General features: G+C 64.6%; 24 protein-coding genes. 11 read left to right on the top strand and 13 right to left on the bottom strand.

Annotated elements, in window-relative coordinates:
* Positions 1–15: 15 nt before the first annotated feature.
* The 4 genes from prpF to LPW39_RS13690 form a co-directional block, all read right to left on the bottom strand.
* A complete protein-coding gene (gene prpF, locus LPW39_RS13705; RefSeq protein ID WP_230775855.1) occupies positions 16–1,215 on the bottom strand; it encodes a 2-methylaconitate cis-trans isomerase PrpF in 1,200 nt (399 codons plus the stop codon).
* Positions 1,216–1,241: 26 nt separating this feature from the next.
* Complete coding sequence (gene acnD, locus LPW39_RS13700) at positions 1,242–3,881, bottom strand: Fe/S-dependent 2-methylisocitrate dehydratase AcnD (RefSeq protein WP_230775853.1); 2,640 nt, start codon at positions 3,879–3,881, stop codon at positions 1,242–1,244.
* 88 nt (positions 3,882–3,969) lie between these two features.
* Positions 3,970–5,139, bottom strand: a complete 1,170-nt coding sequence (gene prpC, locus LPW39_RS13695) for a bifunctional 2-methylcitrate synthase/citrate synthase (protein ID WP_230775851.1) — start codon at positions 5,137–5,139, stop codon at positions 3,970–3,972.
* Positions 5,136–5,534: an acyl-CoA thioesterase gene (locus tag LPW39_RS13690; protein WP_230775849.1), complete on the bottom strand. Its 399-nt coding sequence runs from the start codon at positions 5,532–5,534 to the stop codon at positions 5,136–5,138. Before LPW39_RS13690 ends, prpC begins: the two co-directional genes overlap by 4 nt.
* 163 nt (positions 5,535–5,697) lie before the next feature.
* On the opposite strand from LPW39_RS13690, the gene LPW39_RS13685 reads away from it, so the two are divergent.
* Entirely contained in the window at positions 5,698–7,119 is a 1,422-nt protein-coding gene (locus tag LPW39_RS13685) for a short-chain fatty acyl-CoA regulator family protein (protein WP_230775847.1), read from the top strand.
* Here the strand turns inward: LPW39_RS13685 and LPW39_RS13680 are convergent.
* Positions 7,116–7,988 carry a LysR family transcriptional regulator gene (locus LPW39_RS13680; protein WP_230775836.1) on the bottom strand — a complete coding sequence of 291 codons (873 nt, stop codon included), beginning with the start codon at positions 7,986–7,988 and terminating at the stop codon, positions 7,116–7,118. The genes LPW39_RS13685 and LPW39_RS13680 overlap by 4 nt on opposite strands.
* Positions 7,989–8,071: 83 nt before the next feature.
* Here LPW39_RS13680 and LPW39_RS13675 point away from each other — a divergent pair, with 83 nt between their 5' ends.
* The gene (locus LPW39_RS13675) at positions 8,072–8,608 is read left to right on the top strand and encodes a GNAT family N-acetyltransferase (RefSeq protein ID WP_230775834.1); all 537 of its coding nucleotides are present in this window, start codon (positions 8,072–8,074) and stop codon (positions 8,606–8,608) included.
* Between the two features lie 2 nt (positions 8,609–8,610).
* The gene (locus LPW39_RS13670) at positions 8,611–10,155 is read left to right on the top strand and encodes an MFS transporter (RefSeq protein ID WP_230775825.1); all 1,545 of its coding nucleotides are present in this window, start codon (positions 8,611–8,613) and stop codon (positions 10,153–10,155) included.
* Positions 10,156–10,192: 37 nt separating this feature from the next.
* On the opposite strand, the gene LPW39_RS13665 is transcribed toward LPW39_RS13670, so the two are convergent.
* Both LPW39_RS13665 and LPW39_RS13660 read right to left on the bottom strand, forming a co-directional pair.
* Positions 10,193–11,389, bottom strand: coding sequence for an MFS transporter (locus LPW39_RS13665; RefSeq protein WP_230775823.1), 1,197 nt, complete (start codon positions 11,387–11,389; stop codon positions 10,193–10,195).
* A gap of 37 nt (positions 11,390–11,426) precedes the next feature.
* Positions 11,427–12,656 carry an MFS transporter gene (locus LPW39_RS13660; protein WP_230775821.1) on the bottom strand — a complete coding sequence of 410 codons (1,230 nt, stop codon included), beginning with the start codon at positions 12,654–12,656 and terminating at the stop codon, positions 11,427–11,429.
* 134 nt (positions 12,657–12,790) lie between these two features.
* Here LPW39_RS13660 and LPW39_RS13655 point away from each other — a divergent pair, with 134 nt between their 5' ends.
* Positions 12,791–13,387, top strand: coding sequence for a TetR/AcrR family transcriptional regulator (locus tag LPW39_RS13655; RefSeq protein ID WP_230775820.1), 597 nt, complete (start codon positions 12,791–12,793; stop codon positions 13,385–13,387).
* 128 nt (positions 13,388–13,515) lie between these two features.
* Here the strand turns inward: LPW39_RS13655 and LPW39_RS13650 are convergent, their stop codons facing one another.
* The 6 genes from LPW39_RS13650 to ku form a co-directional block, all read right to left on the bottom strand.
* On the bottom strand, positions 13,516–13,935 hold the full coding sequence (locus tag LPW39_RS13650; protein ID WP_230775818.1) for a PIN-like domain-containing protein: 420 nt from the start codon (positions 13,933–13,935) through the stop codon (positions 13,516–13,518).
* Positions 13,932–14,654 carry a DUF433 domain-containing protein gene (locus LPW39_RS13645; protein WP_230775816.1) on the bottom strand — a complete coding sequence of 241 codons (723 nt, stop codon included), beginning with the start codon at positions 14,652–14,654 and terminating at the stop codon, positions 13,932–13,934. Before LPW39_RS13645 ends, LPW39_RS13650 begins: the two co-directional genes overlap by 4 nt.
* Positions 14,655–15,211: 557 nt before the next feature.
* Positions 15,212–15,382, bottom strand: a complete 171-nt coding sequence (locus tag LPW39_RS13640; protein WP_230775814.1) for a hypothetical protein — start codon at positions 15,380–15,382, stop codon at positions 15,212–15,214.
* A 133-nt stretch (positions 15,383–15,515) separates the two neighbouring features.
* The gene (locus LPW39_RS13635) at positions 15,516–15,710 is read right to left on the bottom strand and encodes a hypothetical protein (RefSeq protein ID WP_230775812.1); all 195 of its coding nucleotides are present in this window, start codon (positions 15,708–15,710) and stop codon (positions 15,516–15,518) included.
* A gap of 199 nt (positions 15,711–15,909) precedes the next feature.
* Entirely contained in the window at positions 15,910–18,405 is a 2,496-nt protein-coding gene (gene ligD / locus LPW39_RS13630) for a DNA ligase D (protein ID WP_230775810.1), read from the bottom strand.
* Positions 18,406–18,429: 24 nt separating this feature from the next.
* The gene (gene ku, locus LPW39_RS13625; RefSeq protein ID WP_230775808.1) at positions 18,430–19,428 is read right to left on the bottom strand and encodes a non-homologous end joining protein Ku; all 999 of its coding nucleotides are present in this window, start codon (positions 19,426–19,428) and stop codon (positions 18,430–18,432) included.
* A 250-nt stretch (positions 19,429–19,678) separates the two neighbouring features.
* On the opposite strand from ku, the gene LPW39_RS13620 reads away from it, so the two are divergent.
* Genes LPW39_RS13620 through LPW39_RS13590 form a run of 7 tightly spaced genes read left to right on the top strand, consistent with a single transcriptional unit; the run spans position 19,679 to position 25,273 of the window.
* The gene (locus tag LPW39_RS13620; RefSeq protein WP_230775798.1) at positions 19,679–19,924 is read left to right on the top strand and encodes a hypothetical protein; all 246 of its coding nucleotides are present in this window, start codon (positions 19,679–19,681) and stop codon (positions 19,922–19,924) included.
* Entirely contained in the window at positions 19,924–20,703 is a 780-nt protein-coding gene (otsB, locus tag LPW39_RS13615; RefSeq protein WP_230775796.1) for a trehalose-phosphatase, read from the top strand. The genes LPW39_RS13620 and otsB overlap by 1 nt, the downstream gene beginning before the upstream one ends.
* Entirely contained in the window at positions 20,700–22,244 is a 1,545-nt protein-coding gene (locus LPW39_RS13610; protein WP_230775786.1) for an alpha,alpha-trehalose-phosphate synthase (UDP-forming), read from the top strand. Before otsB ends, LPW39_RS13610 begins: the two co-directional genes overlap by 4 nt.
* Positions 22,245–23,273 carry an acyl-CoA dehydrogenase family protein gene (locus LPW39_RS13605; protein WP_230775776.1) on the top strand — a complete coding sequence of 343 codons (1,029 nt, stop codon included), beginning with the start codon at positions 22,245–22,247 and terminating at the stop codon, positions 23,271–23,273.
* Positions 23,261–24,019 carry a PIG-L deacetylase family protein gene (locus LPW39_RS13600; protein ID WP_230775774.1) on the top strand — a complete coding sequence of 253 codons (759 nt, stop codon included), beginning with the start codon at positions 23,261–23,263 and terminating at the stop codon, positions 24,017–24,019. The genes LPW39_RS13605 and LPW39_RS13600 overlap by 13 nt, the downstream gene beginning before the upstream one ends.
* On the top strand, positions 24,016–24,594 hold the full coding sequence (locus LPW39_RS13595; protein ID WP_230775772.1) for a class I SAM-dependent methyltransferase: 579 nt from the start codon (positions 24,016–24,018) through the stop codon (positions 24,592–24,594). The genes LPW39_RS13600 and LPW39_RS13595 overlap by 4 nt, the downstream gene beginning before the upstream one ends.
* A gap of 7 nt (positions 24,595–24,601) precedes the next feature.
* A complete protein-coding gene (locus LPW39_RS13590; protein ID WP_230775770.1) occupies positions 24,602–25,273 on the top strand; it encodes a glycosyltransferase in 672 nt (223 codons plus the stop codon).
* The last annotated feature ends 70 nt before the right edge of the window (positions 25,274–25,343 follow it).

The raw sequence follows: 25,343 nt of genomic DNA, 5'->3' as shown, positions 1-25,343 counted from the left end.
TCCACAGTCCCCTGTTCAAAAACAATCGCCCGGCACCCGCACGGCGCCTTCCATCAAAATGCGTGCGCTGCGGCTCATCAGCGCCTTGGCCACCACCCACTGGCCATCCTGCAGACGTGCCTCGGCCCCCACCCGCAGGCTGCCCGAGGGGTGGCCAAAACGCACCGCGCTGCGCTCGCCCCCGCCGGCGGCCAGGTTGACCAGGGTGCCCGGCACGGCTGCAGCCGTGCCAATCGCCACCGCTGCGGTGCCCATCATCGCGTGGTGCAGCTGGCCCATCGACAGCGCGCGCACCAGCAGGTCCACATCCTGCGCCGCCACCGCCTTGCCGCTAGATGCCGTGTAGCTGGCCGGCGGCGCCACAAAGGCAAGCTTGGGCGTGTGCTGGCGGCTGGCGGCCTCGCTCAGGTCCTGGATCAGGCCCATCTTCAGCGCACCATGGGCACGAATGGCCTCCAGCAGCGCCAAGGCCCGGGCATCGCCATTGATGTCGCCCTGCAGCTCCCGGCCGCTGTAGCCCAGGTCTTGTGCGTTCAGAAAGATCGTCGGAATGCCCGCATTGATCAAGGTGGCGGCAAAGCTGCCTATCCCTGGCACATCGAGCTGGTCCACCAGCTGGCCGGTGGGGAACATCGCGCCGCCGTCCTCGCCCTCATCGGCGGGGTCGATAAAGGCCAGTTGCACCTCGGCGGCCGGAAAGCTCACGCCGTCCAGCGCAAAGTCGCCGGTCTCCTGCACCTGTCCGTTACGGATAGGCACCTGGGCAATGATGGTCTTGCCGATATTGGCCTGCCAGATGCGCACCGTGCACAGGCCGTCCTGCGGGATGCGGGCCGGGTCGATCAGGCCCATCGCGATCGCGCAGGGGCCGACGGCGGCCGACAGGTTGCCGCAGTTGCCAGTCCAGTCCACAAAGGGCTTGTCGATAGCGACCTGGCCAAAGAGGTAGTCCACATCATGGTCAGGCTGCGTGCTCCTGGCCAGCAGCACGGCCTTGCTGGTGCTCGACGACGCATTGCCCATACCATCGATCTGCTTGCCATAGGGGTCGGGGCTGCCCAGGGTGCGCAGCAAGATGGCATCGCGCGCCGCGCCGGGCTGCTGCGCGGGCAGCGGCAAATCCGGCACATGGAAGAACACCCCCTTGCTGGTGCCACCGCGCATATAGATGGCGGGGATCTTGATCTGGGGAGGATGGGCGGTCAGGGTTGTCATGGTCGTTCAGAAAAAAGCGGGGGCATTCACACCGGGGCGGCTTGCGCAGCGCGGGATGCCAGAAAATCCTGCGCAAAGCGCTGCAGCACACCGCCTGCCTCGTAGACAGACAGCTCCTCGCCGGTATCGAGGCGGCAGGTCACCGGCACCCGGTCGGTCTGGCCGTTGCGGCGCCGGACCACCAGGCTCAGCGTGGCCAGCGGTGTGCGTTCACCTTCCACATCATAGGTCTCCGTGCCATCCAGTTGCAGCGTCTTGCGCGTGGTGCCGGGCTTGAACTCCAAAGGCAGCACGCCCATGCCGATCAGGTTGGTGCGGTGGATGCGCTCAAAGCCCTCGGCCACCACCGTCTCCACCCCGGCCAGGCGCACGCCCTTGGCGGCCCAGTCGCGGCTGGAGCCCTGGCCATAGTCGGCGCCGGCAATGATGATGAGCGGCTGGCGGCGCGCCAGATAGGTCTCCATCGCCTCCCACATGCGCACCACCCGGCCCTCGGGCTCGATGCGGGCCAGCGAGCCCTTCTGCACCTGGCCATCCACCACCGCCATCTCGTTGACAAGCTGAGGGTTGGCGAAGGTGGCGCGCATCGCCGTCAGGTGATCGCCCCGGTGGGTGGCGTAGGAGTTGAAGTCCTCCTCGGGCAGGCCCATCTTGGCCAGATACTCCCCGGCCGCCGAGCTGGCCAGAATGGCGTTGGACGGCGAGAGGTGGTCGGTGGTGATGTTGTCCGGCAGCAGCGCCAGCGGCAGCATGCCCTGCAGGCTGCGCGGATGCGCGGCCAGCGCGCCCACACCTTCGGTGTCCCAATACGGCGGCCGGCGGATATAGGTGGACTCGGGGCGCCAGGCATACTGCGCCTCGGCCTGCTCGCCATCGTCCACCCGCAGCGCAAACATGGGCTCGTAGACCGCACGGTACTGCGCTGGCTTCACAGCCTGGGCCACGACGGCATCGATCTCTGCATCGCTGGGCCACAGGTCTTGCAGCCGGATCTCCCGGCCATCGACGATGCCCAGCACATCCTTCTCGATATCAAAGCGCACCGTGCCCGCCATCGCATAGGCCACCACCAGCGGAGGCGAGGCCAGAAACGCCTGCTTGGCATAGGGGTGGATGCGACCATCGAAATTGCGGTTGCCCGAGAGCACGGCCGTGGCATACAGGTCGCGATCGATGATCTCCTGCTGGATGCGGGGATCGAGCGCGCCACTCATGCCATTGCAGGTGGTGCAGGCAAAGGCGACGATGCCAAAACCCAGCGCCTCCAGGTCCTCCAGCAGCCCAGCCTCTTGCAGATACAACTCCACCGCCTTGGAGCCGGGCGCGAGCGAGGTCTTCACCCAGGGCTTGCGCACCAGGCCCAGGCGCCGGGCATTGCGCGCCAGCAGCGCCGCGGCCATCACATTGCGCGGGTTGCTGGTGTTGGTGCAGCTGGTGATGGCGGCGATGATGACGGCGCCATCGGGCAGCAGGCCCTGCGCCACCTGCGCGCGCGCCAGCGCCAGGGGCTCGGCGCCGGCAATGCCACGCTCGGCCAGCTGTGAGGTCGGCAGGCGGCGGTGGGGGTTGGAGGGGCCGGCCATATTGCGCACCACGGTCGACAGGTCAAACTGGAGCACCCGCTCATAGCTCACCTGGGCCAGGCTGTCGGCCCAGAAGCCGGCGGTCTTGGCATAGGTCTCGACCAGCTGCACCTGCTTTTCATCGCGGCCGGTCAGCCGCAGGTAGGCCAAGGTCTGCTCATCCACCGCAAACAGCGCGGCAGTGGCGCCATACTCCGGGCACATATTGGCGATGGTGGCGCGGTCGCCAATCGAGAGGCTGCGCGCGCCCTCGCCATAAAACTCCACATAGGCGCCCACCACCTTTTGCTGGCGCAAAAACTCCGTCAGCGCCAGCACAATGTCGGTCGCGGTAATACCCGGCTGGGGCCGGCCGCTCAGGGCCACGCCGACAATGTCGGGCAGCCGCATCCACGAGGCCCGGCCCAGCATCACATTCTCGGCCTCCAGGCCGCCCACGCCCACCGCAATCACGCCCAGCGCATCCACATGCGGTGTATGGCTGTCCGTGCCCACGCAGGTGTCGGGAAAGGCGACGCCATCCTGCACATAGACCACCGGCGACATCTTCTCCAGATTGATCTGGTGCATGATGCCGTTGCCCGCCGGGATCACGTCCACGTTCGCAAAGGCCTTCTTGCTCCATTCGATGAAATGGAAGCGGTCCTCGTTTCTGCGGTCTTCGATCGCACGGTTCTTCTCAAAGGCCTGGGGGTCAAACCCGCCGCATTCCACGGCCAGCGAATGGTCCACGATCAGCTGCACAGGCACAACAGGGTTGACGGCGGCCGGGTCACCGCCCGCCTGGGCAATCGCATCGCGCAGGCCCGCCAGGTCCACCAAGGCGGTCTGGCCCAGGATGTCATGGCAGACCACGCGCACCGGAAACCACGGAAAGTCGGTATCGCGCCTGCGCTCGATCAGCTGGCGCAGGTAGTCTGGCAACTGGGCCGGGTCGGCGCGGCGTACCAGGTTTTCGGCATGCACCCGCGCCGTATACGGCAGGCGGGCCCAGGCGCCGGGCGCCAGCGCATCGACCGCCGCCTGCGCATCAAAATAATCCAGGCCGGTGCCGGCCAGTGCTTGTCTGTAATCGGTGTTCATGGGGCAGTGCAAACCGGCGGGCAGGCCACCCGCACGGTGTCGCTATTTCTATAGGGATCGGGAGAAGGTCGAGTCGGCCGGTAGCCGCTCAGCCGCGCTGGTCGATGGGCTGGAACACCTGGTCTTCCGGCCCCGTGTAATGCGCGCTGGGGCGGATGATCTTGTTGTCCACCCGCTGCTCAATCACATGCGCCGCCCAGCCGCTGGTGCGCGCAATCACAAACAGCGGCGTGAACATCGCAGTCGGCACGCCCATCATGTGGTAGCTCACGGCGCTGAACCAGTCGAGGTTGGGGAACATCTTCTTGACCTCCCACATCACCGTCTCCAGACGCTCGGCAATGTCGTACATCTTGGTCGATCCGGCCTCCAGCGACAGCTCCTTGGCCACGCCCTTGATGACCACATTGCGCGGGTCGCTAACGGTGTAGACCGGGTGGCCAAAGCCGATCACCACCTCCTTGTTCTCCACCCGGCGGCGGATATCGGCCTCGGCGGCATCGGCGCTGTCGTAGCGCTTCTGGATCTCGAAGGCCACCTCGTTGGCGCCGCCGTGCTTGGGGCCGCGCAGCGCGCCTATCGCGCCAGTGATCGACGAATACATGTCGCTGCCGGTGCCAGCCACCACACGGGCGGTGAAGGTCGAGGCATTGAACTCATGCTCGGCATACAGGTTGAGCGAGGTGTGCATGGCCCGCTCCCACAGCGCGCTGGGCTTCTTGCCATGCAGCAGGTGCAGAAAATGCGCGCCGATGGAGTCGTCATCGGTCTCCACATCGATGCATTTGCCCGAGGTGCTGAAGTGGTACCAGTACAGCAGCATCGAGCCCAGCGAGGCCATCAGGCGGTCGGCAATATCGCGGGCGCCGGGCAGGTTGTGGTCGTCCTTCTCGGGCAGGGTGCAGCCCAGCACCGATACGCCCGTGCGCATCACATCCATCGGGTGGCTGGCCGCCGGCAGCTGCTCCAGCGCCTGCTTGACGCTGGCGGGCAGGCCGCGCAGCGCCTTGAGCTTGTCCTTGTAGGCCCGCATTTCTGCCCGGTTGGGCAGCTTGCCGTGTACCAGCAGGTGGGCAATTTCCTCAAACTCGCAGACCTGGGCCATGTCCAGAATGTCATAGCCCCGGTAGTGCAGGTCATTGCCGCTGCGCCCCACGGTGCACAACGCCGTGTTGCCCGCCGTCACGCCGGCGAGCGCTACCGATTTCTTGGGTTTGAAGGCTGAAGGCGTGGTGGCCTCGGTGGTCGTGGTGGTCATAGCGGGGTTTCCTGGTTCAAATATGCGCAATCAAGAGAGACTGGCCGGCCTTTGGCATCGACGGCCACCATTTCAAACAAACCTTTGAGAATTTCCTCTGGCGGCGTACCGGGCAGGTCCGCCAGGCCGGTGACGCAGACGGTCATCGAGCTGCGCCCCACCCGGCTGACCCAGGCACGCAGGGTCAGGCCATGGCCTACCGGTGCCGGTGCCACAAAGTCCACACGGCTGACGGCCGCCATCACCACCTCACGCTGCGCGAGGCTGCGGGCCGCCAGAAACGCGGCCTTGGCCATCAACTGCAGACCCTGGCCCGCAAACAGCGTGCCGTGGTGGTTGGCCTGCGCCGGCAGTACCAGTTCCTGCAGCTCAACAATGCCGATGGGTTTTGTCATGCTTCGCAATTTACGCAAAATGCCATGTCGTGGATAGCACTGAAATGGCGAATTTCTGCGAATGAAAATGGCCATTTTGCAAATTTTGCGAATTGATAGAATCCACAAAATTGGCAAAACCTTGGCGCTGTTAGTACCCCCGGATGAAACAAGAGACCTGGCTATGAAAAAAACCTTCATGGGCGTGAAGCTGCGCAAGCTGCGGGCCGAGCGCAACCTGTCGCAGATCGCGCTGGCCCATACGCTGGGCCTGTCGCCCAGCTACCTGAACCAGCTGGAACAAAACCAGCGGCCCTTGACGGTGTCGGTGCTGCTCAAGCTGCACCGCAGCCTGGGGGTGGACATCCAGCAGTTTTCCGAAGACGAGGAAGCACGTCTGGTGGCGGGGCTGCGCGAAGCCCTGGCCGATGCGCCCGAGGCCATCGCCCTGCCCGAGCTGCAAGAGGTGGCCGCGCAAATGCCGGCGCTGGGCGCGGCGGTGGTGGCGCTGTACCGCCGCCATCTGGACACGATGGAGCGGCTCGAAGCGCTGTCGCTGCAGCTGGGTGACGACCGCAGCGATGAGCGTGCCCATGCCAAGGGGCCGACCGCCATGCCGTTCGAGGTGGTGCGCGATTTCTTTTTTTCGCACCAGAACTATTTCGACGCGGTGGACCGCGCGGCCGAAGACCTGGCGATGCAGGCCCAGGCCCAGGGCGGCCCCTTGGTGGACTGGCTCGTGCAGCGCCTGGAGCGCGAGCACCAGGTCCAGGTGCAGCAGGTGCAAAGCGCAGGTGCCAGCAAGCGCCAGTTTGACCCGGCCTCGCGCCTGCTGCAGCTGTCACCCACGCTGGCGCCGGCCCAGCAGGCCTTTCAGCTGGCCACGCAGCTGGCGCTGCTGGAGATCGGCCCCCAACTCGACAGCCTCATCCGCGTGCCCGCGCTGGCCGGCGACCCTGCCGCGCAGCGGCTGGCGCGCCTGGGTCTGGCCAACTACTTTGCCGGCGCGCTGCTGCTGCCCTATGGCCCGTTCTTGCAGGCGGCCCAGGCGCTGCGCTACGACATCGACCTGCTGGGCCAGCGCTTTGCCGTCGGCTTTGAAACCGTCTGCCACCGGCTCAGCACCTTGCAGCGACCGGACAACCCCGGCGTGCCCTTTTTCTTTGTGCGCGTGGACCGGGCCGGCAATATCTCCAAGCGCCAGTCGGCCACGCATTTCCATTTCAGCCGCACCGGTGGCACCTGCCCGCTGTGGAATGTCTACGAGGCCTTTGGCCAGCCCGGCCAGGTACTCGCGCAGCTGGCGGCCATGCCCGATGGCCGGCGCTATCTGTGGATCGCCCGCAGCGTTTCCGGCGGGCAGCGCGGCTATGGCGCCCCCCGCAAAACCTTTTCCATCGGCCTGGGCTGCGACCTGCGCCATGCCCCGCAGCTGGTCTATGCCAAGGGCATCGCGCTGGAAGACCCGGAAGCTGCCACCCCCATCGGCATGGGCTGCAAGGTTTGCGAGCGCACGCAGTGCCCGCAGCGGGCTTTTCCGTATGTGGGCAAGGGGCTGGTTGTCGATGAAAACGCCAGCCGCTTCACTCCCTATGGCTCACACTAAATAGCCGCCAACAACTGGCCAAAGCGCGCTTCCACATACTTCGCCGTCGGGCTGCGCTGCGCCCCCTGGCGCCAGAGCATGCGCACCGACAGCCGGGGCAGCGCCAGCGCCGGGCAAGGCACTTCGCGCAGCGCCTGGCGGTTGCCTTCGTAGTGCGCAATATTGACGGGCAGCACCGCCCAGCCCAGGTTGTCGGCCACCATGTCTGCAATGTTGTAGAAGCTGTCCGAGCGCCAGACGCGCGGGCTGTAGGCGCGCTCATGCACGTCCTCGGTATGCATCAGCAGCTGGCGGTGCTGGGCCAGCGCCTGCAGGCTCACAGCCTGGCCATCGGCCAGCGGGTGGTCGGCGGCCACAAACACGCCCTGGGGCACGGTGCCCAGGTGGCGCTGCTCAAAATGGTGCAGCACGGGGCCCCGGTCGATGTGGATGGCGATGCCGGCGCGCCCCTGGGCCACATAGTCGGCCACCTCGGTCGCAGTGCCGTTGAGCAGCAGCAACTCCAGGCTCGGGAACCGCTGCGCCATCTCGCGCAGCATGGTCGCCACAGCGGTATAGGGCAGCGCCTCGTCAATGGCCAGCGCCAGCTCGGCATCGGCCCCGCCGCTGAGCGCCTGCGCGCGCTGGTCCAGCTGCTCGGCCTGGCGCAGCAGCTCGCGCGCCTCCAGCAGCAGCACGCGGCCCGCATCGGTCAGTTGGGCATTGCGGTGCGAGCGGTCAAACAGCACGACACCCAGGTCTACCTCCAGCATGCCCACCGCGGTGCTGACAGCAGACTGCGCCTTGCCCAGGTCGCGTGCAGCGGCTGAGAAAGAGCCACTGTCGGCGGTGGCCACAAACTGCCGCAATTGTTCAACGGTCCATTCCATAGCCTGGCACTGTAACGCATCCATCTGTTTTATTGATGGATTCCAACTTTATCGATCTATTTTTATGGCGCAATATTCGGGCCATGCAATCGACCAACCAACAAGCACCCGCCCTGACGATGGCCTGGTGCCACGACCCCGCACAGTCGCCTGCGATCCTGGCGCTGTTCATGGGCCAGCTCAGTCCCCATTACATCTCCCATGGCGAGCTGCAGTCCCCGCGCGCCATCGCACCGGGCCAATGGAGCCCCCATCTCGCCGACAACATGGCCCTGCAGATTGAGGCCACCCTCGCCACGCCCGAGGCCAACGCGATGCAGCGCATCGCCACTGCCCACCAGGGCGATGCGCTGGTCGGCATCGCCTTTGTCTCGCTCGACGAGGAGCAGCGCGCGCCCACCCCATTTGCCACCTTGGATGACCTGGTCGTCAGCCCCGCCGCACGCGGCCAGGGCCTGGGCCAGGCGCTGTTTGGCTGGGTCTGCGCGCAGTTGCAGGCCGAAGGGCTGCAACGCCTGTTTCTGGAAAGCGGTATCGGCAACCATGGCGCGCACCGATTGTTCGAGCGCCTGGGCTGCCAGCCCGTGTCCGTCACGATGATGAAAGAACTGGGAGTCTGACCATGGCACTGCATTCCAGAAGATGGCTGGTACTGGCCATCGTATCCATGGCCCTGCTGCTGATCGTCGTCGACATGACGGTGCTCTACACGGCACTGCCCACACTCACCCATGACCTGGCCCCCTCCACCTCGATGAAGCTGTGGATCGTCAACGCCTATGCGCTGGTCGTCGCCGGCCTGCTGCTGAGCACCGGCGCCTTAGGCGACCGCCTGGGCTACCGGCGCATGTTCATGCTCGGCCTGGTGGTCTTTGGCATCGCCTCGCTGGCGGCCGCCTATTCGCCCAATGCAGGCATGTTGATTGCCGCCCGCGCGCTGCTGGGCGTGGGCGCGGCCATCATGATGCCAGCCACCCTGGCCATCATCCGCATGAGCTTTCCCGACCAGCGCGAGCGCGCGGTGGCCATTGGCATCTGGGCCTCGGTCGCCTCGGGCGGCGCGGCGCTGGGCCCCGTCGTCGGCGGCCTGCTGCTGGAGTACTTCTGGTGGGGCTCGGTCTTCCTGGTCAATGTGCCCATCGTGGCGCTGGCCCTGGTGCTGACCGTGTGGCTGATTCCCGCAGACCGCCTCCAGCACAAGGCCAGCCTGGCTGGCTGGGACTACACCAGCTCGCTGCAGGCCATGGTGGCCATGGTCAGTCTGGTGCTCAGCATCAAGGAGCTGGCCAAGCCTGCGCCGTCACTGGGCTTTGCCGCGCTGATGGGCATCCTCAGCGCCGTGGTGCTGGCGGTCTTTATCCGCCGCCAGCTCAGCCGGCCCCAGCCGCTGATCGAGCTGCGCCTGTTCCGCATTCCCACGTTCTCGGGCGGTGTGATTGCCGCCGTGGTGGCCGCCGTCGCCTTGGTGGGCGTGGAACTGGTGTTCAGCCAGCGCCTGCAACTGGTGCTGGGGCTGAGCCCGCTGCAAGCAGGGCTGGCGATCCTGCCAATCCCGGTGGCGGCCTTTGTGGCCGGCCCCATTGCCGGCTGGGCGCTGTCGCGCTTTGGCACGCAGCGGCTGATTCTGGCGGGCCTGGTGGTCAGCGCCGTGGCGCTCTGTGCCTTGACGATGAGCCTCAACGCGGACGCCCACAGCCTGCAGAAGATCGCCGTGCTGGCCGTCCTGGGCCTGGGTGTGGGCGCCACCATCACCGCCGCATCCAATGCGGTGATGAACAGCGCACCACCTGAGCATGCCGGCATGGCCGCCTCGGTCGAAGAGGTGTCTTACGAGTTTGGCGGCGTGCTGGGCGTGGCGCTCCTGGGCAGCGTGCTGTCCTGGCGCTATACCAGCAGCCTGGTGCTGCCGGCCAACCTGCAGGCTACCGGCGCCAGCGATGGCATTGATGCCGCGTTGCTGGCCGCAGAAAAGCTGCCGCCCGAGGCCGCCAGCCAGCTGCTGGGCCTGGCCCATGCCGCCTTTGACCAGGGCTTTATGGCCGTGATGGCCACCGCCGTGGGGCTGGTGCTGGCCGCAGCGCTGGCGGTGGTGCTACTGCGCAGCCGAGATCAACAACAGGCCACCGTGGGGCACCGCAGTGGCGCGGTGGCCAGCGAAGGGCACTGATCGTGAGTCACCGCTCAGCGGCGGGGCGCCATTACCTTTAGCGCGTCCCCATGCGCCGCTGCCGCACTGCATGCCCGGTCGCCAACACCAAGGCTGCTGCCGCCAAGCCGGCGGCCGGCCACAGCATGGCCGACAAGCCCCAGCCATCCACCACCTGCCCTCCCGCCCAGGCACCCAGCGCAATGCCGGTGTTGAAGACGCCGACATACAGCGCTGCCGCCACCTCCATCGCCTGGGGCGCCGCCTTCATCATCCAGGTCATCAAGGCGACGGACACCCCGCCATAGGCTAGGCCCCAGAACAGCAGCAGCGCAAGCCCACCTGTGTGGGAGCCGCCAAACACCAGCCAGAGCAGCGGCACCAGCAGCAGCCCCAGGGCAACGGCGGCCACCGTCAGCCTGGTTCTGCGCGCCGCCGCCAGGCCTGCGATGAAATTGCCGGCCATGCCGGCCAGCCCATAGGCCAGCAGCAAGGCCGCAATCCACTGCGCATCAACACCCGACACCTCCAGCAGCAGCGGCCGCACAAAGGTAAAGGCCATAAAGTGCCCTGCGACCAGCAGCAAGGTCAACACCAGCCCCGTTTGCAACGCGCGGTTGCTGCGCAGTGCCAGAAACTGCCGCAGCCCCAGTGCGCTGCGGACCGGCAAGGCCGGCATCACCCATAGATGCAGGGCCAGCACCAGCAGGCTGAACAAGGCCATCACGCCAAAGGCCCAGCGCCAGCCGGCCCCCTCCCCGATCAGCGCGCCCATTGGCACGCCCAGCACCGATGCGGCGGCCACCCCGCCAAAGATGATGGAGGTGGCGAGCCCGACGGCAGCCGCTGGCACCAGGCGCGCCGCCAATCCCCCCGCCACCGCCCAGATGCCGCCAATGCACAAACCCAGCAGCACGCGGGCGGCCAGCATCCAGCCCCAGCTAGGCGCTAGCGCCGATGCGGTATTGGCCAGCACCAACAGCGCCAGCAGCGCTGCCAAGATGCGGCGCCGGTTCATATTTCCAGCCGCCAGCACCACCAGCGGCGCAAACACCGCTGCAAGCAACGCCGGCAGCGACATCATCCAGCCGGCCTCGCCAGTGGAGATGCCCAGCGCAGGCGCAATCGCCGTCAGCAGGCCGACCGGCAGCATCTCGGTGGTGACGACGGCAAAGGTCGCCAGGCCGGCGGCGATGACTGCTGGCCAGGGGTTGCGGGATGGATCTTGTGGGTGGGTGGAGGTAGATGCAGACATGTAGTGGCTCCTGGCCATGGCAAAAGACGTTGCCGTATCAAGCGGCATGGGATGCAGGCGCAGCGCTGCCATCAGCCACCCCAAGCAAAGGCTGCCGCAGGCGCCGTGCGGCCCACAGCGCCAGCAACAGCACCAGGGCGCCCGCCACCAAGGCCACCGCAAAGGCCGCCCGCGCGCCAAAGCCATCTACCAGTTGGCCCGATGCCGCTGCGCCCAGGGCCACGCCCACATTCAGACCCGCCAGCAGCCAGGTCATGCCCTCAGTCAGGCGCCGGGCAGGCACCAGGCGCTCGACCAGCGACATCGCAACGATCATCGTGGGTGCAAAGCACAGGCCGGCCAGCAACACCGCGCCAGCCAGCGCCGGGATGCTGTCCACCAGCAGCAGCGGCAAGGTGGTCAGCGCCGTGGCCAACCCTCCCAGCGCCAGCTGCTGCGGCAAAGGCCTCCGCAGTTGGAGGGCACCCAACAGCAGGCCCGCCACGCAAGAGCCCAGCGCATAGGCGGCCAGCACCCCGCTGGCCCAGGCAGGCTGGCCCAGCATGCGCGCAAAGGCCACGCTGGCGATATCGACCGTGCCGACGATGGCACCCATTGCCGCCATCAACAGCGCCAGCAGGCCCACATGGGGCAGGCGAATCACCGGCACAGCGGCCGCATGCATGGCGGTAGGCTGCACAGCAGGCTCGGTCGCGCGCTGCGCCACCAGCGCCGCCACGCCCAATACCAGCAGCAAGCCCGCAGCCAGCGGCCCCGCCTGCGGAAACGCCGCCACGCACAGCCCCACCGACAGCGGCGGCCCGGCGATAAAGCTCAGCTCATCGAGCACCGCCTCCAACGAGTAAGCGGTCTGCAACTGCGGCGATCCCCGGTACAGCGCCGTCCAGCGCGCGCGCAGCATGGCCGGCATGCTGGGCATGGCACCGGCCAGCACCGCGCCGGTAAACAAGACCCCGTCCGGCAGCTGCCACCAGGTGGCAGCCAGCAAGAGCAGCAGGCCCAGCAGGCTGATGGCGGTGGCCAGCGGCAGCACCCGGCGCTGGCCATGGCGGTCCACCAGGCGCGATGTCTGCGGCGACAGCAGCGCATAGCTCAGCACAAAGGCCGCAGACACGGCCCCGGCCAGCGCATAGCTGCCGCGCAGCTGGGACAGCATGGTGATGATGCCGATGCCCATCATCGGCAGCGGAATGCGGGCCAGCAACCCGGCCAGGCAAAAGCCGGTGCTGCCGGGTGCGGCAAACAGTGTTCGGTAGGTCTGGAGCATGGTTTCTTTCTGCGCCCCGGCTTGCCAACGCAAGCCGGGGTGGCGACAATACATACAAGGCGTATGAATAAAATCTTATATACATACGCCATGTTTGTAAATAATCATACGCACTGTATGTAAGGAGATTGCGCATGGTTCGACGCACCCGCGCCGAGATGGAAGCCACCCGAGCCAGCCTGCTGGTCACCGCCCGCCAGGAGCTGGCCAAGCACGGCTATACCGATACCTCGATGGACGACCTGACCGCCCAGGCTGGCCTGACCCGTGGCGCGCTCTACCACCACTTTGGCGACAAAAAAGGCCTGCTGGCCGCCGTGGTTGCGCAGATTGACGACGAGATGGATGCGCGCCTGCAAGCCATCTCGGACCAGGCCGAAGACCCCTGGCAAGGCTTTCGCAACCGCTGCCGCGCCTATCTGGAGATGGCCCTGGAGCCCGAGATCCAGCGCATCGTGCTGCGCGATGCCCGTGCCGTGCTGGGCGGCGCCTCGCCCGATTCACAACGCCACTGCCTGCACTCGATGCAAACCTTGATCAGCGCACTGATGGCGCAAGGCATCGTCGCGCCGGCCGATGTGCAGGCGCTGGCGTCGCTGATCTACGGCAGCCTGGCCGAGGCGGCGTTCTGGATTGCCGAGGGCGACGATGGCGCTGCGCGCATGGAGCAGGCCGCTGTAGGGTTGGATTTGTTGTTGCGGGGCTTGCTGGTAGGTGCGAGCCGAGAATAGTGGATATTTATCTAGGCTGGATAGATGTGGACCAGTACCACTTTTAGGACTTATGTCTTGCCTGGGCTAGCTTAGGCATACTCAATCCATGAAAAAACCCGCATAGGCGGGTTGTCTAAATATCATACTTAGATTTGAGAGAATTTTCCGGATATGCTCCAAGGAACCTCCATGGCAACACGCTCCGTCTCGCATGCTTGCTTTACCAACCTGGGCCACCAATGAACGAACTGTGATGTCATCGCCCAATAAGGCTTGCTGGCCCATGATTTTTGCAGGACAAATACAGACAACCCATATTGACGTTGAACTTGACGTTCAGCACCATTTTGCTTACGAAAGCCATCCCGGGAAATGATGGTCCATTGGGTAGCTTTGTCTTGGCCCAGGCTCATCAACCATGCAATGTCGGGTGTGTTGGCATTAAACTTCTCTCGAAGATGAATTATTTCGCCAATATGACAGTGCGATTCGTATTTATCTTGACCCAAAAGCGCTATTGCCGCCGGCCAAGCAGGCGGTAAGTTATTGTCAAAAATGAAATTCAATGGACGATACGCTTGAGGTTTTCCTCAAAGCGTATAGCTGCTTGCACGGACTTTGCAGGAACCTCAAAAACCCGTGATGTGATATCAATGGCTTTGGCATCCGCTCCCTCTGCTAAAAAGCTAGCGAAAAGCGCACTAGTGGGAGTTCCAGTGCTGTCTATTATCGGCGCACCAAATTGCCTAGATGGGTCAATTACAATGGGTGATTTAACTCCAGCGGGATACCATTTATTGGCATACTCGTTATTCGCGTCATAAATCAACCCTTCGTACAGAGAGGGCTTGATAATCGCTTTAAAAACCGATTGACGACTTTTAAGATCTACCAGTGAATTTTCTTGATCTTCTTCAGATGCAGCCTCAGCGTAGATTGTTTTCCCATCTGTCTTGAACTTAGGAAGGGACATGGGGTGGGTCACACCATACATTTCGGATGCGGTTGCGAGACAGCGCCTGATAATGGGAATTGAAACCCCATGACGAGTGAACTCTCTTATAAAGCGAAGTTCAATCAGGTCGCGAAAACCTATCACATCCTCGTCGAACTCCTCGGCCGAAAGTTCATGCTTCCAAAGAGGTTTACTGTACACACGCGACAACTCATCGCCAGGCGTCTTTAGGTAGTTGTACCCAAAAAGCCAGCGACGAATGTCCCTTGTTGCAACCCCAATGAGCTTGGATGCCTCAGGGACCGAGTAGATGCCTGTTCCGCTGTACATTTATCCAGAATCTTAACATTCGCGCGGCTTCAGTGGTAGTGGAAGACCTCATCATGGTGGGCAATCTTCGACGTTCGCAATGGCGGCTGTGTGGCCGGCTGGTGTCCCACGTTTGAGGGCCCCCAATCGTCGTCAGGCGTCTCCAGCTTCACGGCGTTTGTCGATGCCATCAAATACCCGGGATGAGCCGTTCGTACCGCCTGCGCCAACGCTTCAGCATGCTGCGCCGTTGGGCGACGTGCGAGCACAGCTGCCCACTACGGCCAGGCAAGCGGCAAGCCTACAGCCAGCGCCCCACTGCAGCCTTAACCTGACAAGGCAGCAAATCTGATGCTGTCCACCAACCCTCAGGAGACAACCATGACCAACCAGCAGCAACCCAACGGCCAGCAACGCCCTGCCCAACAGCAGCAACAAGGCCGCGAGCAAAGCAACCAGCGCCAGCAAGAGCAGTCGCAACAGCAGTGAAAGCGATGCCTGCCGGCGGGTCCCACGACCCGCCTGGCAAGCACGCGCCCAAGAAAAAACCCGCCAATGCGGGTTATGTGTTGTATCGCTTAGGGGCGAAATTGCGGCTGGTAATGTTTCAGTGCCAATTCCACATCCTGCAGGCGATCATATTGCGGGGAGCCCAGCAGGGGCTCCAGATCCCGTAACCCAATCACTTCCAGTTCCAGGCGCTCGTATTGCGCTTGCGTCACCACAAGCAGGTCTTCAGCTTCACGCATAAGACCTCCTTTCCACCTGAGCATAAACCGAAGAGATTGGCTTATAGATCCAGGTTGTTCCACCTTACGACTTTTGGCTGGTTTTGCAAAGTTTTTTTACAAGAACCAACGTTTGGTACAACCCTCCTGCGGCTCAGTATTCGGGCGTCTTCCAACTGTCTGCAGTAATGGGTCGCGTCAGCTGCTCGATCTTGGCGTCGATCAGGGACAGCCGTGCGTGCTCAATGGTTCCTTCTGCCGGATGGTCAGCCAGCAATTGGGCGCCCTGGGCTTTCAAGGCATCCAGGTAGGCGTCTTTCTCCTTGTCATTTCCGGTCTGCGTAGACATTCTGGCCTCCAGTGCTTTGGTGGTTAAACTGTAACAAAACTACTCGAAAACGCCAGCAAGCGATCTCAAAATTACGAAATAAGCAGAAAACGTCCTACAGGCACCCTGCTGAGCACCTCCGGCTTGTTATTTGCTTTCCGTAAGACTAACCCAGCTTATATGCACTGGGTTTATATGGCGGCTTTCAGCCTGACACATATCAATCGCCAGATGCTTGGCCAGCATCGCCCAGCCGCTTCATCGCTGCGGTGATCGACACCGCCGCTTTGGCGTAACCGTCCCAGGGCGCATTGCCCTTGCGAAAGCGCGCCTCGATGGACTGGATACCCCAATGTGCGCCGCCGCTGACCTGGCCCAGCTCCGACCAGCCGATGGGCACGGACACCCCCATGCCGGGCCGTGCCCGAACCGACCAGGCACTGACGGTGGTGGCGCCCCAGCCGTTGCGCAGGTAGTCGACAAAGATCTTGCCCTTGCGGTTTTGCGGGCCGCTCTTGGCCACAAAGCGCTGTGGCACGGTGGCGGCCAGGTGCTGCACGATGGCCTTGGAAAAGCCTTTGACCGTATCCCAGTCGTGGCGGCGCTGGATCGGTACCACCAGGTGCAGGCCCTTGCCGCCGCTGGTTTTGAGAAAGGGCTCCAAGCCCAGCTCCTGCAGCAGCACCCGCACCAGCTCGGCGGCCTCCTGCACCGCTGGCCAGGCCACGCCCTCACCCGGGTCCAGGTCAAAAGTCATGCGGTCGGGCCGAAGAATCTTGTCGCGTTTGGCGTTCCAGGTGTGGAACTCAACCACATTGAACTGCGCCGCCTGGGCCAGGCCCTCGGCTCCGGCAATGGCCAGCAGCGGCGGGTGTTCCGGGTCCAGCGACTGGGGCAATTGCACGATGCCGGCCATGGCGCGGGCCTGCAGGTGCTTCTGAAAGAAATGCTCGCCCCCTACCCCATCGGGGGTGCGCACCAGCGAGGTAGGCCGGTCTTGCAGGTGCTCCATCATCAGCGGCGCCACCTGCTCGTAGTAGCGCACCACGTCCAGCTTGGTCACGCCCGTGCTCTTGTCCATGATGCGGTCTGCATGGCTGACCTCGATGCCGACGGTGGAACTGGGGGTTTTCTTGCGGACAGGCATGGTGGTGCTTCTCTCCCGGGTGATCTGATTGGCGGGCTTGTCCTCGCGCAGCCCTTGAAAAACCGCGTGCCGCAAACGGCCCTGGCCCGTCCAGCCGGCAAAGGCGACCTCGGCCACCAACTGCGGCTTGACCCACAGAGCTTCGTAGTCAATGCGCTCGGGGTCGGCAAAGGGGCATGCCTTGGTCCGCATCTTTTGCAACTGCGCTGTCAGCGCGCGCAGGCTGGCCTCGTTAAATCCTGTCCCCACATTGCCGGCATAGACCAGTTGGCCGTCACTGCCATGCACCCCCAGCAGCAATGAGCCCAGGCCCGTGCGCGTGCCCTTGGGCCGCGTGTAGCCGCCAATGACAAACTCCTGCCGCTGGCCGCATTTGAGCTTGATCCAGTCTGCTGTGCGGCCTGCGTGGTAGGCGGCATCCTTGCGCTTGCCCACCAGGCCTTCCATACCCAGCGCACAGGCAGAAGCCAGCAACTGCGCCGGATCGCCGGCAAAAGCCTCACTCAGACGCACACTGTCGCCCAGGCCCGGGCTGGCATCCAGCGCCGCCTGCAGCGCCTCGCGCCGTGCCAACCAAGGCTGGCCACGCAAATCATGGCCATCGGCAAAGGGCAGGTCAAACAGGTAATAGACAAGGTCGGTGGTGCCCTCGCCATCAAAGGCGTTCTGCAGCCGCTGAAAATCGGGCAGGCCCTGGTCATTCAGCGCCACCACCTCGCCATCGAGCCAGGCATCCTTCAGCTGCAGATGCTGCAGAGCCGCTGCCAGCGCAGGCATCTTGGCCGTCCAGTCCTTGCCATTGCGCGTCCACAACTGCAGCTGGCGGCCGTTTTTGCGGGCTGCCATGCGGTAGCCATCCAACTTCAGCTCCCAGGCCCAGTCCTCGGCGTTTTGCGGTGGCGCATCGGCCAGCACGGCCAGCTGGGGCGCCATCGTGGTGGGCAAGGGGGTGGCTTTGGCGGTGCTGTGCTTGCTGCGCTTGGCAGCCGGTGCGGCAGGCGTCTTGGCGGCGTGCGCACGCTGCTCACTGGCCACGCTGTCGGGCCGGGCGGTCACAATGTCCAGCTCATGTTCCTTGCGCGCAAAGTCATCCGCCTCCTTGATCAGCAGCCAGGGCGGTTGGCGCTCACCTTCCTTGCCCTTCATGCGCACCAAGGTCCAGCGGCCGCCGAGCTTCTGGCCTTGCAGCGCAAAGTGCAGCTTGCCCTTGCGGTAGCCCTCTTCCGGGTCGTCCAGCGGCAGCCACAGGCCCTTGTCCCAGACGATGACCTTGCCCGCGCCGTAATGGCCAGCGGGTATCTGGCCCTCAAAGCTGTTGTACGAGATCGGGTGGTCTTCCACCTGCACGGCCATGCGCTTGTGGCTGGGGTCCAGGCTGGGCCCCTTGGGCACTGCCCAGCTTTTCATCACGCCATCGAGCTCAAGCCGCAGGTCATAGTGCAGATGGCTGGCCCAGTGTTTCTGGATGACAAACTGCAGCTGGCCTGCTACCGATTCGCCCCCGTCGGCCGGCTCAGGGGTCTTGGCAAAATTGCGCTTGGCTTGGTATTTGTCCAATGAACTGGGCATGCAGGACCTCCGGGCGCCAAGCCACTAAGCCGCACGCCGCCGGGCCGGCGCAGCCTTGCGGGCGCTGGCCGATTTGGCAGCGGGCTTGGGCTTTGGCTTGGCTTTGGCGGCGGTAGAGGGCGGTTTGGCGCTGGCCCTGGTCTTGACCGGCGCGGCCTTGGGCTTTCGCGCAGCGGGCTTGGTTTCGGCTGTCTTGGCGCCACCGGCCAGGCTGCGTTTGAGCAAGGCGGTCAAATCCAGGATCTCCGCGCCGCCTGACACCGGCGACTCCTTGGGCGCCTGCACCACCTCTTCCACCTCGCCCGACTTGACCTTGGCATCGATGAGCTTGTGGATCTCTTCGGAGAACGAATTCCTGAAGTCGTCGGCATTCCAGGCCTGGGCCTTGTCTTCGATCAAGGCCACTGCCATGTCCATCTCGGCGCTGCTGATGCCTGCCGCCTTGGCCGATTGCGGAGGCAGGTTGAGCTGCTCAAACGAGCGGATATCGCCGCCCCAGCGCAGCAGGTTCAGCACCAGGGCCCGGCCGCAGGGCACCAGCACGGCCAGGTGCTGCTTGGTCTGGATGACGACCTTGGCGACGCCCACCTTGTTGGTCTTGCGCAGCGCCTCGCGCAGCAAGGCATAGACTTTTTCTCCGCGCTTGAGGGGCGCCGTGTAGTAAGGCCGCTCCAGGTAAATCAGCGGGATGTCATCGGCATCGACAAAGGCCTCAATCTCGATGGTCTGCGTGGTTTTGGGAAAGGCGGCGCTGATCTCCTCCTGGCTCAGGATCACGTAGCGGCCATCTTCGTATTCCACGCCTTTGACGATGTCGCTGCTGGCGATCTCCTTGCCGGTGCGCTTGTTGATGCGCTTGTAGCCCACCGGCTCCATCGAGCGCTTGTCCAGCCAGTCAAAGTCGATGCCCGAGTCGCGTGTAGCCGTGTACAAGCCTATGGGCACATGCACCAGCCCAAAGCTGATCGCGCCTTTCCAGATGGTTCTTGTTGATGTCGGGGCATTGCCTTGCTGCTCTGTCATGCCGGCCTCCTAGGTATGCCGTCAGTCTGAGCGCCTAGCAGCCGACTGGCTGAGAGGAAAAGGCAATGCAGCATGGGAACTTCGTATTGCCTGCATGCCAGAGCGGTCTGACAAGGCCGCTGCCAAACGCCATGTGCGCAAGCGCTGAATGCCAACTCGCTCCGATGACTCCAAACGCGGGCGCAGAAATCCTACAGACCCGGAGCGCGGCTGCGGCCAACCTAGAAGGCATACGACCGAGGAGCACCCGATGAGCACCACCAAGCCAGATACGCAGCCTGACAACGCTGCCGACACCCGCCCTGCGACACAGCCCAACTACCCCGAAGACGAAAGCATGGACCCGGTCGGTGAACCCTATCCCGAGCAGGAGCCGTTGACACCTGAGCCCGGCGATGACCCGCCGCATCCTCCGTTCTCACCCAGCACGGAGCCCGACATCCCGCAGGACCCCGAGTCCGAACGCGTGGTCAGCCCCGAGCCGCTGGAACCCTGATGTTCGCCACCTCGCCCCCGCCTCCGCATCTGCCCGCCGATGCGGCTCTTTTTCTGGACTTTGATGGCAGCCTGGTGCCGATGGCCCCCACGCCGGACAGCATTGTCGTGCCTGCACAGTTGGTGCCGCTGCTGAGCGAGCTGCGGGCACTGCTGGGCGGTGCCGTGGCCATCATCTCTGGCCGCGAGATAGCCGTGTTGGACCATTACCTGCGGCCCTTGCAAATCCCGTGTGCCGGCGCCCATGGCGCGCAGCGGCGTGATGCCAAAGGCCAGCAATGCGGCGATGCACCGGGGGATATCTCGGCGGTGGTCGAGGCCTGCGAACAACTGGCCCTGGCCCACCCCACTCTGTATGTGGAGCCCAAGCAAAGCGGGGTCGCGCTGCACTACCGCCGCGATCCTTCGCTGGAAACGTTGTGCCTGCGCAGCCTGCAGTCCATGCTGGCCCACCGGCCGCAGTGGACCTTGCTGCGCGGCAAGCGGGTGCTGGAGATGCTGCCGGTGGGCGCGAGCAAGGGCCGCGCCATCCAGGCATTTCTTCAGGAGGCACCTTTTGCCGGGCGCACCCCGTTCTTCCTCGGCGATGACTCCAGCGACGAGAGCGGCTTTGCCGCCGTTCTGGCCCAGCGCGGCGTCGCCATCAAGGTAGGGGCTGGCCCCAGCGCCGCCAGCCATCGTCTCGAAGGTGTCGATGCCGTCTACCACTGGCTGCAGGCGGCGTGCACCCAGCTGCGCATGCTCAGCAACCTGCGCCAGCCGGCGGAGGTGCAGCCATGAGCCGCCTTGTCGTTGTCTCCAACCGGGTGGCCGATCCGCAAGATGCCGCGCCCGGAGGGCTGGCGATTGCGCTGGAAGAGGCGCTGCAACGCCAGGGCGGACTGTGGTTCGGCTGGGGTGGCAAGCTCTGCGACCAGTCCGAGCCGCAACTCAGCATCAGCCAATGGGATGCAGTGACCGTGGCCACCACGGAGCTGCACAAGCGCGACCACGACAGCTACTACAGCGGGTTTTGCAACAACGTGCTCTGGCCGGTGTTCCACAACCGCCTGGACCTGGCAGCGTTCGACCCCGTTTTTTATGACGGCTACCAGCGGGTGAACCGGCAGTTTGCGCAGCAACTGCTGCCCTTGCTGCAGGATGACGATGTCATCTGGGTGCATGACTACCACATGATCGCGCTGGCTGCGGAGCTGCGCGCACTGGGCTGCCAGCAGCGCATCGGATTCTTTTTGCACATTCCCTTCCCTCCCCTGGTCACCCTCAGCGCCGTCCCGCAACACAAGGCACTGATGCAGGCCCTGATGGCTTTTGACCTGGTGGGCCTGCAGAGCCGGCAAGACCTCCAGCATTTTGAGAGCTATGTGCTCGCACAAGCCGATGGCCGCATCAGCCACCGCCACCACTACCGCGTCCATGGGGAGCAAACACGCTGCGAGGTGTTTCCGATTGGCATTGATGCCCATGCCTTTGCAGCGCTGACGCACACGCCCCAAGCCCAACAAGTGCAAAGCACCATGACGCAGGCGTATCGCCAGCGCCGCCTGGTGGTGGGCATTGACCGGCTCGACTACTCCAAGGGGCTGCCCGAACGGATCCATGCCTTCCGTGATCTGCTCGAGCGCCATCCCGAGCACCGGCGCAGCGCTACCCTGGTACAGATTGGCTCGCCCACCCGAGAGCATCTGCAGGCCTATGCCGACATCCGCAGCGAGTTTGAATCGCTGTGCGGCGCCATCAATGGTGATTTTGGCGAACTGGACTGGATGCCGGTGCGCTATATCCACCAGGTGCTGACGCGCGCCCAACTCGCGGGGCTGTGCCACTCGGCCGCTGTCGGCCTGGTCACGCCGCTGCGCGATGGCATGAACCTGGTCGCCAAGGAATTTATCGCCGCACAGAACCCCGACGACCCAGGGGTGCTGGTGTTGTCGCGCTTTGCCGGCGCCGCCGAGCAGTTGCAAGAAGCGCTGCTGGTGAACCCCTATGACGCGCACAGCACTGCCGACAGCATTGACCAAGCGCTGCAAATGCCGCTGGCTGAGCGCATCGAGCGCCATCAGAAGCTACTGGCCCGGATCCAGACCGAGGATGTGCACTGGTGGTGCCAGCGCTTTTTGCAGGCGCTGGGCCAGTGCCAACCGGCCGTGCAGCGCAAACCGCGCTTCTCGGTTCCCGCGCTGAGCCGTATCCCTGCCGCGGATGCCGACCTGCCGATGACCCGCCCGACGCGGGATGGCAGCTTTCCCTATCTGCATGTGGTGACGGGTGGTAATGCTGCGCCGCGCCCGGCCGCTGCAGCCCAACGCATGGGCCGTTGAATGATGAATGCCTCCACCGAACTGGAAATTTTTCTGAGCGAGTCGGCGCTGCAGCACCCCGGTGAAACCTTGCGCGCGCTAGTGGCACTGGGCCTGGACCAACTGCCCCTGCCGGGCCACGGCCAGACCCTGGCGCGCTGGCGGGCACTGGCAGCGGTGGCTGCCAGCAACCTGAGCCTCGTCAAGCTGTTTGAAGGCCATACCGATGCGCTGGCGATTTTGGCTGAGCTGGATACTCCCGCGCCTGCAGCCGCCAGAATCTGGGCGGTTTGGGGTGCGGAGCCGCCGGGCAACCGGGTGCAGGCCAGGCCCATCAGTGCGGACGATGGACTGGTCCCCGGCAGCAAAGTGACGCTGAACGGCACCAAGGCCTGGTGCTCGGGCGCGCAGAGTGTGGACCATGCGCTGGTCACCGCCTGGCTGTCCGATACCGAACGCTGTCTGGTGGCAGTCAACCTACTGCAGCCGCAGGTGCAGGTCAGCGACGAAGGCTGGCAAGCCGTGGGCATGGCCGACAGCGGCAGTGTGAATGTGCAGCTGAACAACGCCAGCGCCACCCTGGTAGGCCGCCCGGGCGCCTACCTGAGCCGGCCAGGCTTTCAGCATGGCGGCGCCGGCATAGCGGCCTGCTGGTATGGCGCCAGTGCCCGCATTGCCGGCCAGCTGCTGCGCGCCTGCCGCCAGCATGCCGAGCCCCATGCCTTGGCCCACCTGGGCGCGGTGGATGTGGCGCTCTCGACCACAGCCGCGCTGTTGCGCGCAACGGCCTCCCATATTGATGCCCAGCCCGAGCAGCCCTGGACCCGGGAAGTGAACCGCACCCGCCTGGCCGCCGAGGCGGCGGCCCAGCAGGTGCTGCAGCATGTGCCGCGCGCACTCGGCCCCGGACCATTTTGCAAAGACCGGTCGCTGGCCTTGCTGCTGGCCGACCTGCCTATTTTTATCCGACAAAGCCATGCAGAACGCGATCTGGCCGCCCTGGGGCAGGCCATCGCTGAACAGGAGAACAACGCACCATGGAAGCTCTGAAACCCCGATACATCGAAGGCGAAGGCACGCCTGAATTGCAATGGCAATCCTGGCTGGCACAAGCGCCTTTGGGCACCACGCCTGCCGAGGAACTGCTGCAAGGCTGTGAACGGGTCGTCATTGTCTCCCCCCATCCCGATGACGAGATCCTGGCCACGGCGGCGATCATGCAGCACTGCGAGGCCAACGCCCTGCCCTGTACGGTGATTGCCGTCACCTCGGGCGAGGCCAGCCACCCCGGCTCGCGCCTGTGGACGCCCGACCAGCTGGCCCAGGCCCGCGAGCGCGAAAGCGCCCAGGCGCTGGCGCTGCTCTGTCCGGGCAGCCAGATCATCCACCTGCGCATTCCCGACGGACAGGTGCAGGACCACCAACCCCAGCTCGAGTCGCGCCTGCAGCAACTGCTGCGCCCAACCGATGCCGTCTTCTGTCCTTGGCGCTACGACGGCCACCCCGACCACGAAGCCACCGGCGAAGCCTGCGCCGCTGCTACGGCCGATGTCGGCAGCCGCTTGTTTGAAGTACCAATCTGGACTTGGCACTGGGCCAGCCCCGGCGACCAGCGCGTGCCCTGGCAGCAGGCCGTGCGCATGCCGCTGAGCGCCGACCAGCTCGATCGTAAATGCCTGGCGCTGTCCTGCTTTCGCAGCCAGCTGCTGCCCGATCCATCCACTGGCAGACCGCCGATCCTGCCCCGCTGGGCCACGGCGCGCCTGCTGCGCAACTTCGAGGTGGTATTGCGATGAACCAACGCCAACACTTTGAACAGCTCTACCAAAACTCCCCCGATCCCTGGGCCGTCAAGACCGCGTGGTACGAGCGGCGCAAGCGCCAGGTGTTGCTGGCATCGCTGCCACGCGAGCAGTATCGCTATGGCTTTGAGCCCGGCTGCGGCAATGGCGAGACCACGATGGCACTGCTGGAGCGCTGCGACCAACTGATCGCCGCCGATTTTGCAGAATCTGCGGTACTGCTGTGCAATGCCCGCGTCCAGCGCGAGGACCGGCGCCAGTTGCACCTGCAAAAGCTGCAACTGCCGCAGGAATGGCCCGAGGTGCCTGCCGGCGGCTTTGACCTGCTGGTGGTCTCCGAGCTGGCCTATTACCTGGGGGATTCCGATCTGGCGCTGTTCAGCGAGCGCTGCCTAGCCTCTCTCGCACCGGGAGGCCATTGGCTGATGTGCCACTGGCGCCACCAGGCGCCCGACCTGCAGCAGACCGCTGACACCATCCATGCGCAGATAGGCGCCAGCGCAGCGCTCAAAACCGTGGTGGAACACCGCGAGACTGATTTCTTGCTGGAAGTTTGGGAAAGATTGTGAGCACCCCATGATTGGCATCTGCATACCCGCCCATAACGAAGAAGACCTGATTGACGCTTGTCTGGAGAGCGTCGCCATGGCCACCCTGCACCCCGATTTGGCAGGCGAAGAAGTCAAGGTCGTGGTCGTGCTGGACAGCTGCAGCGACGGCAGCGCTGCCATCGCCAGGCAATGGCCGTTTGTGACGCTGGCCGTCAATGCCCGTAATGTGGGCAGAGCCCGGGCTGCCGGTGCCCGCCACCTGCTGCAGCACCAGGCGCGCTGGCTGGCCTTTACCGATGCGGATACCCGTGTGGCCCCCGATTGGCTGGCGGTGCAGCTGTCCTTGGGCGCCGATGTGGTCTGCGGCACCGTCGGTGTTGACAGCTGGGACGCCCATGGTGCCGATGCCAAAGCAGCCCGCCTGCGTTTTGAATCCAGCTACCAGGACCGCGACGGCCACCGCCATGTGCATGGCGCCAACCTGGGCCTGTCCGCCCAGTGTTACCAACAGGCGGGCGGCTTTGACGCCATCGAATGCGGCGAAGACCAGGCGCTGGTAGACCGCCTGGCCGCCCTGGGCGCGCAGATTGCCTGGAGCGCCTCGCCCCGGGTGCTCACCAGTGGCCGGCCCTACTCCCGTGTGGAGCATGGTTTTGCCGGCGCCATCCGCCAGGCCCCTGCTACAGCTTTGCGTTAAACCTGTCACTGCTCGGGCTGCCATAAAGCACCAGGCCACCGTGAGGGTGGCCTGGTGTTTCTCATGGCTC

It is taken from the genome of Comamonas koreensis (assembly GCF_021026195.1).
GTDB lineage: Bacteria > Pseudomonadota > Gammaproteobacteria > Burkholderiales > Burkholderiaceae_C > Comamonas > Comamonas koreensis.
This window is presented reverse-complemented; position numbering and strand designations above follow the sequence as displayed.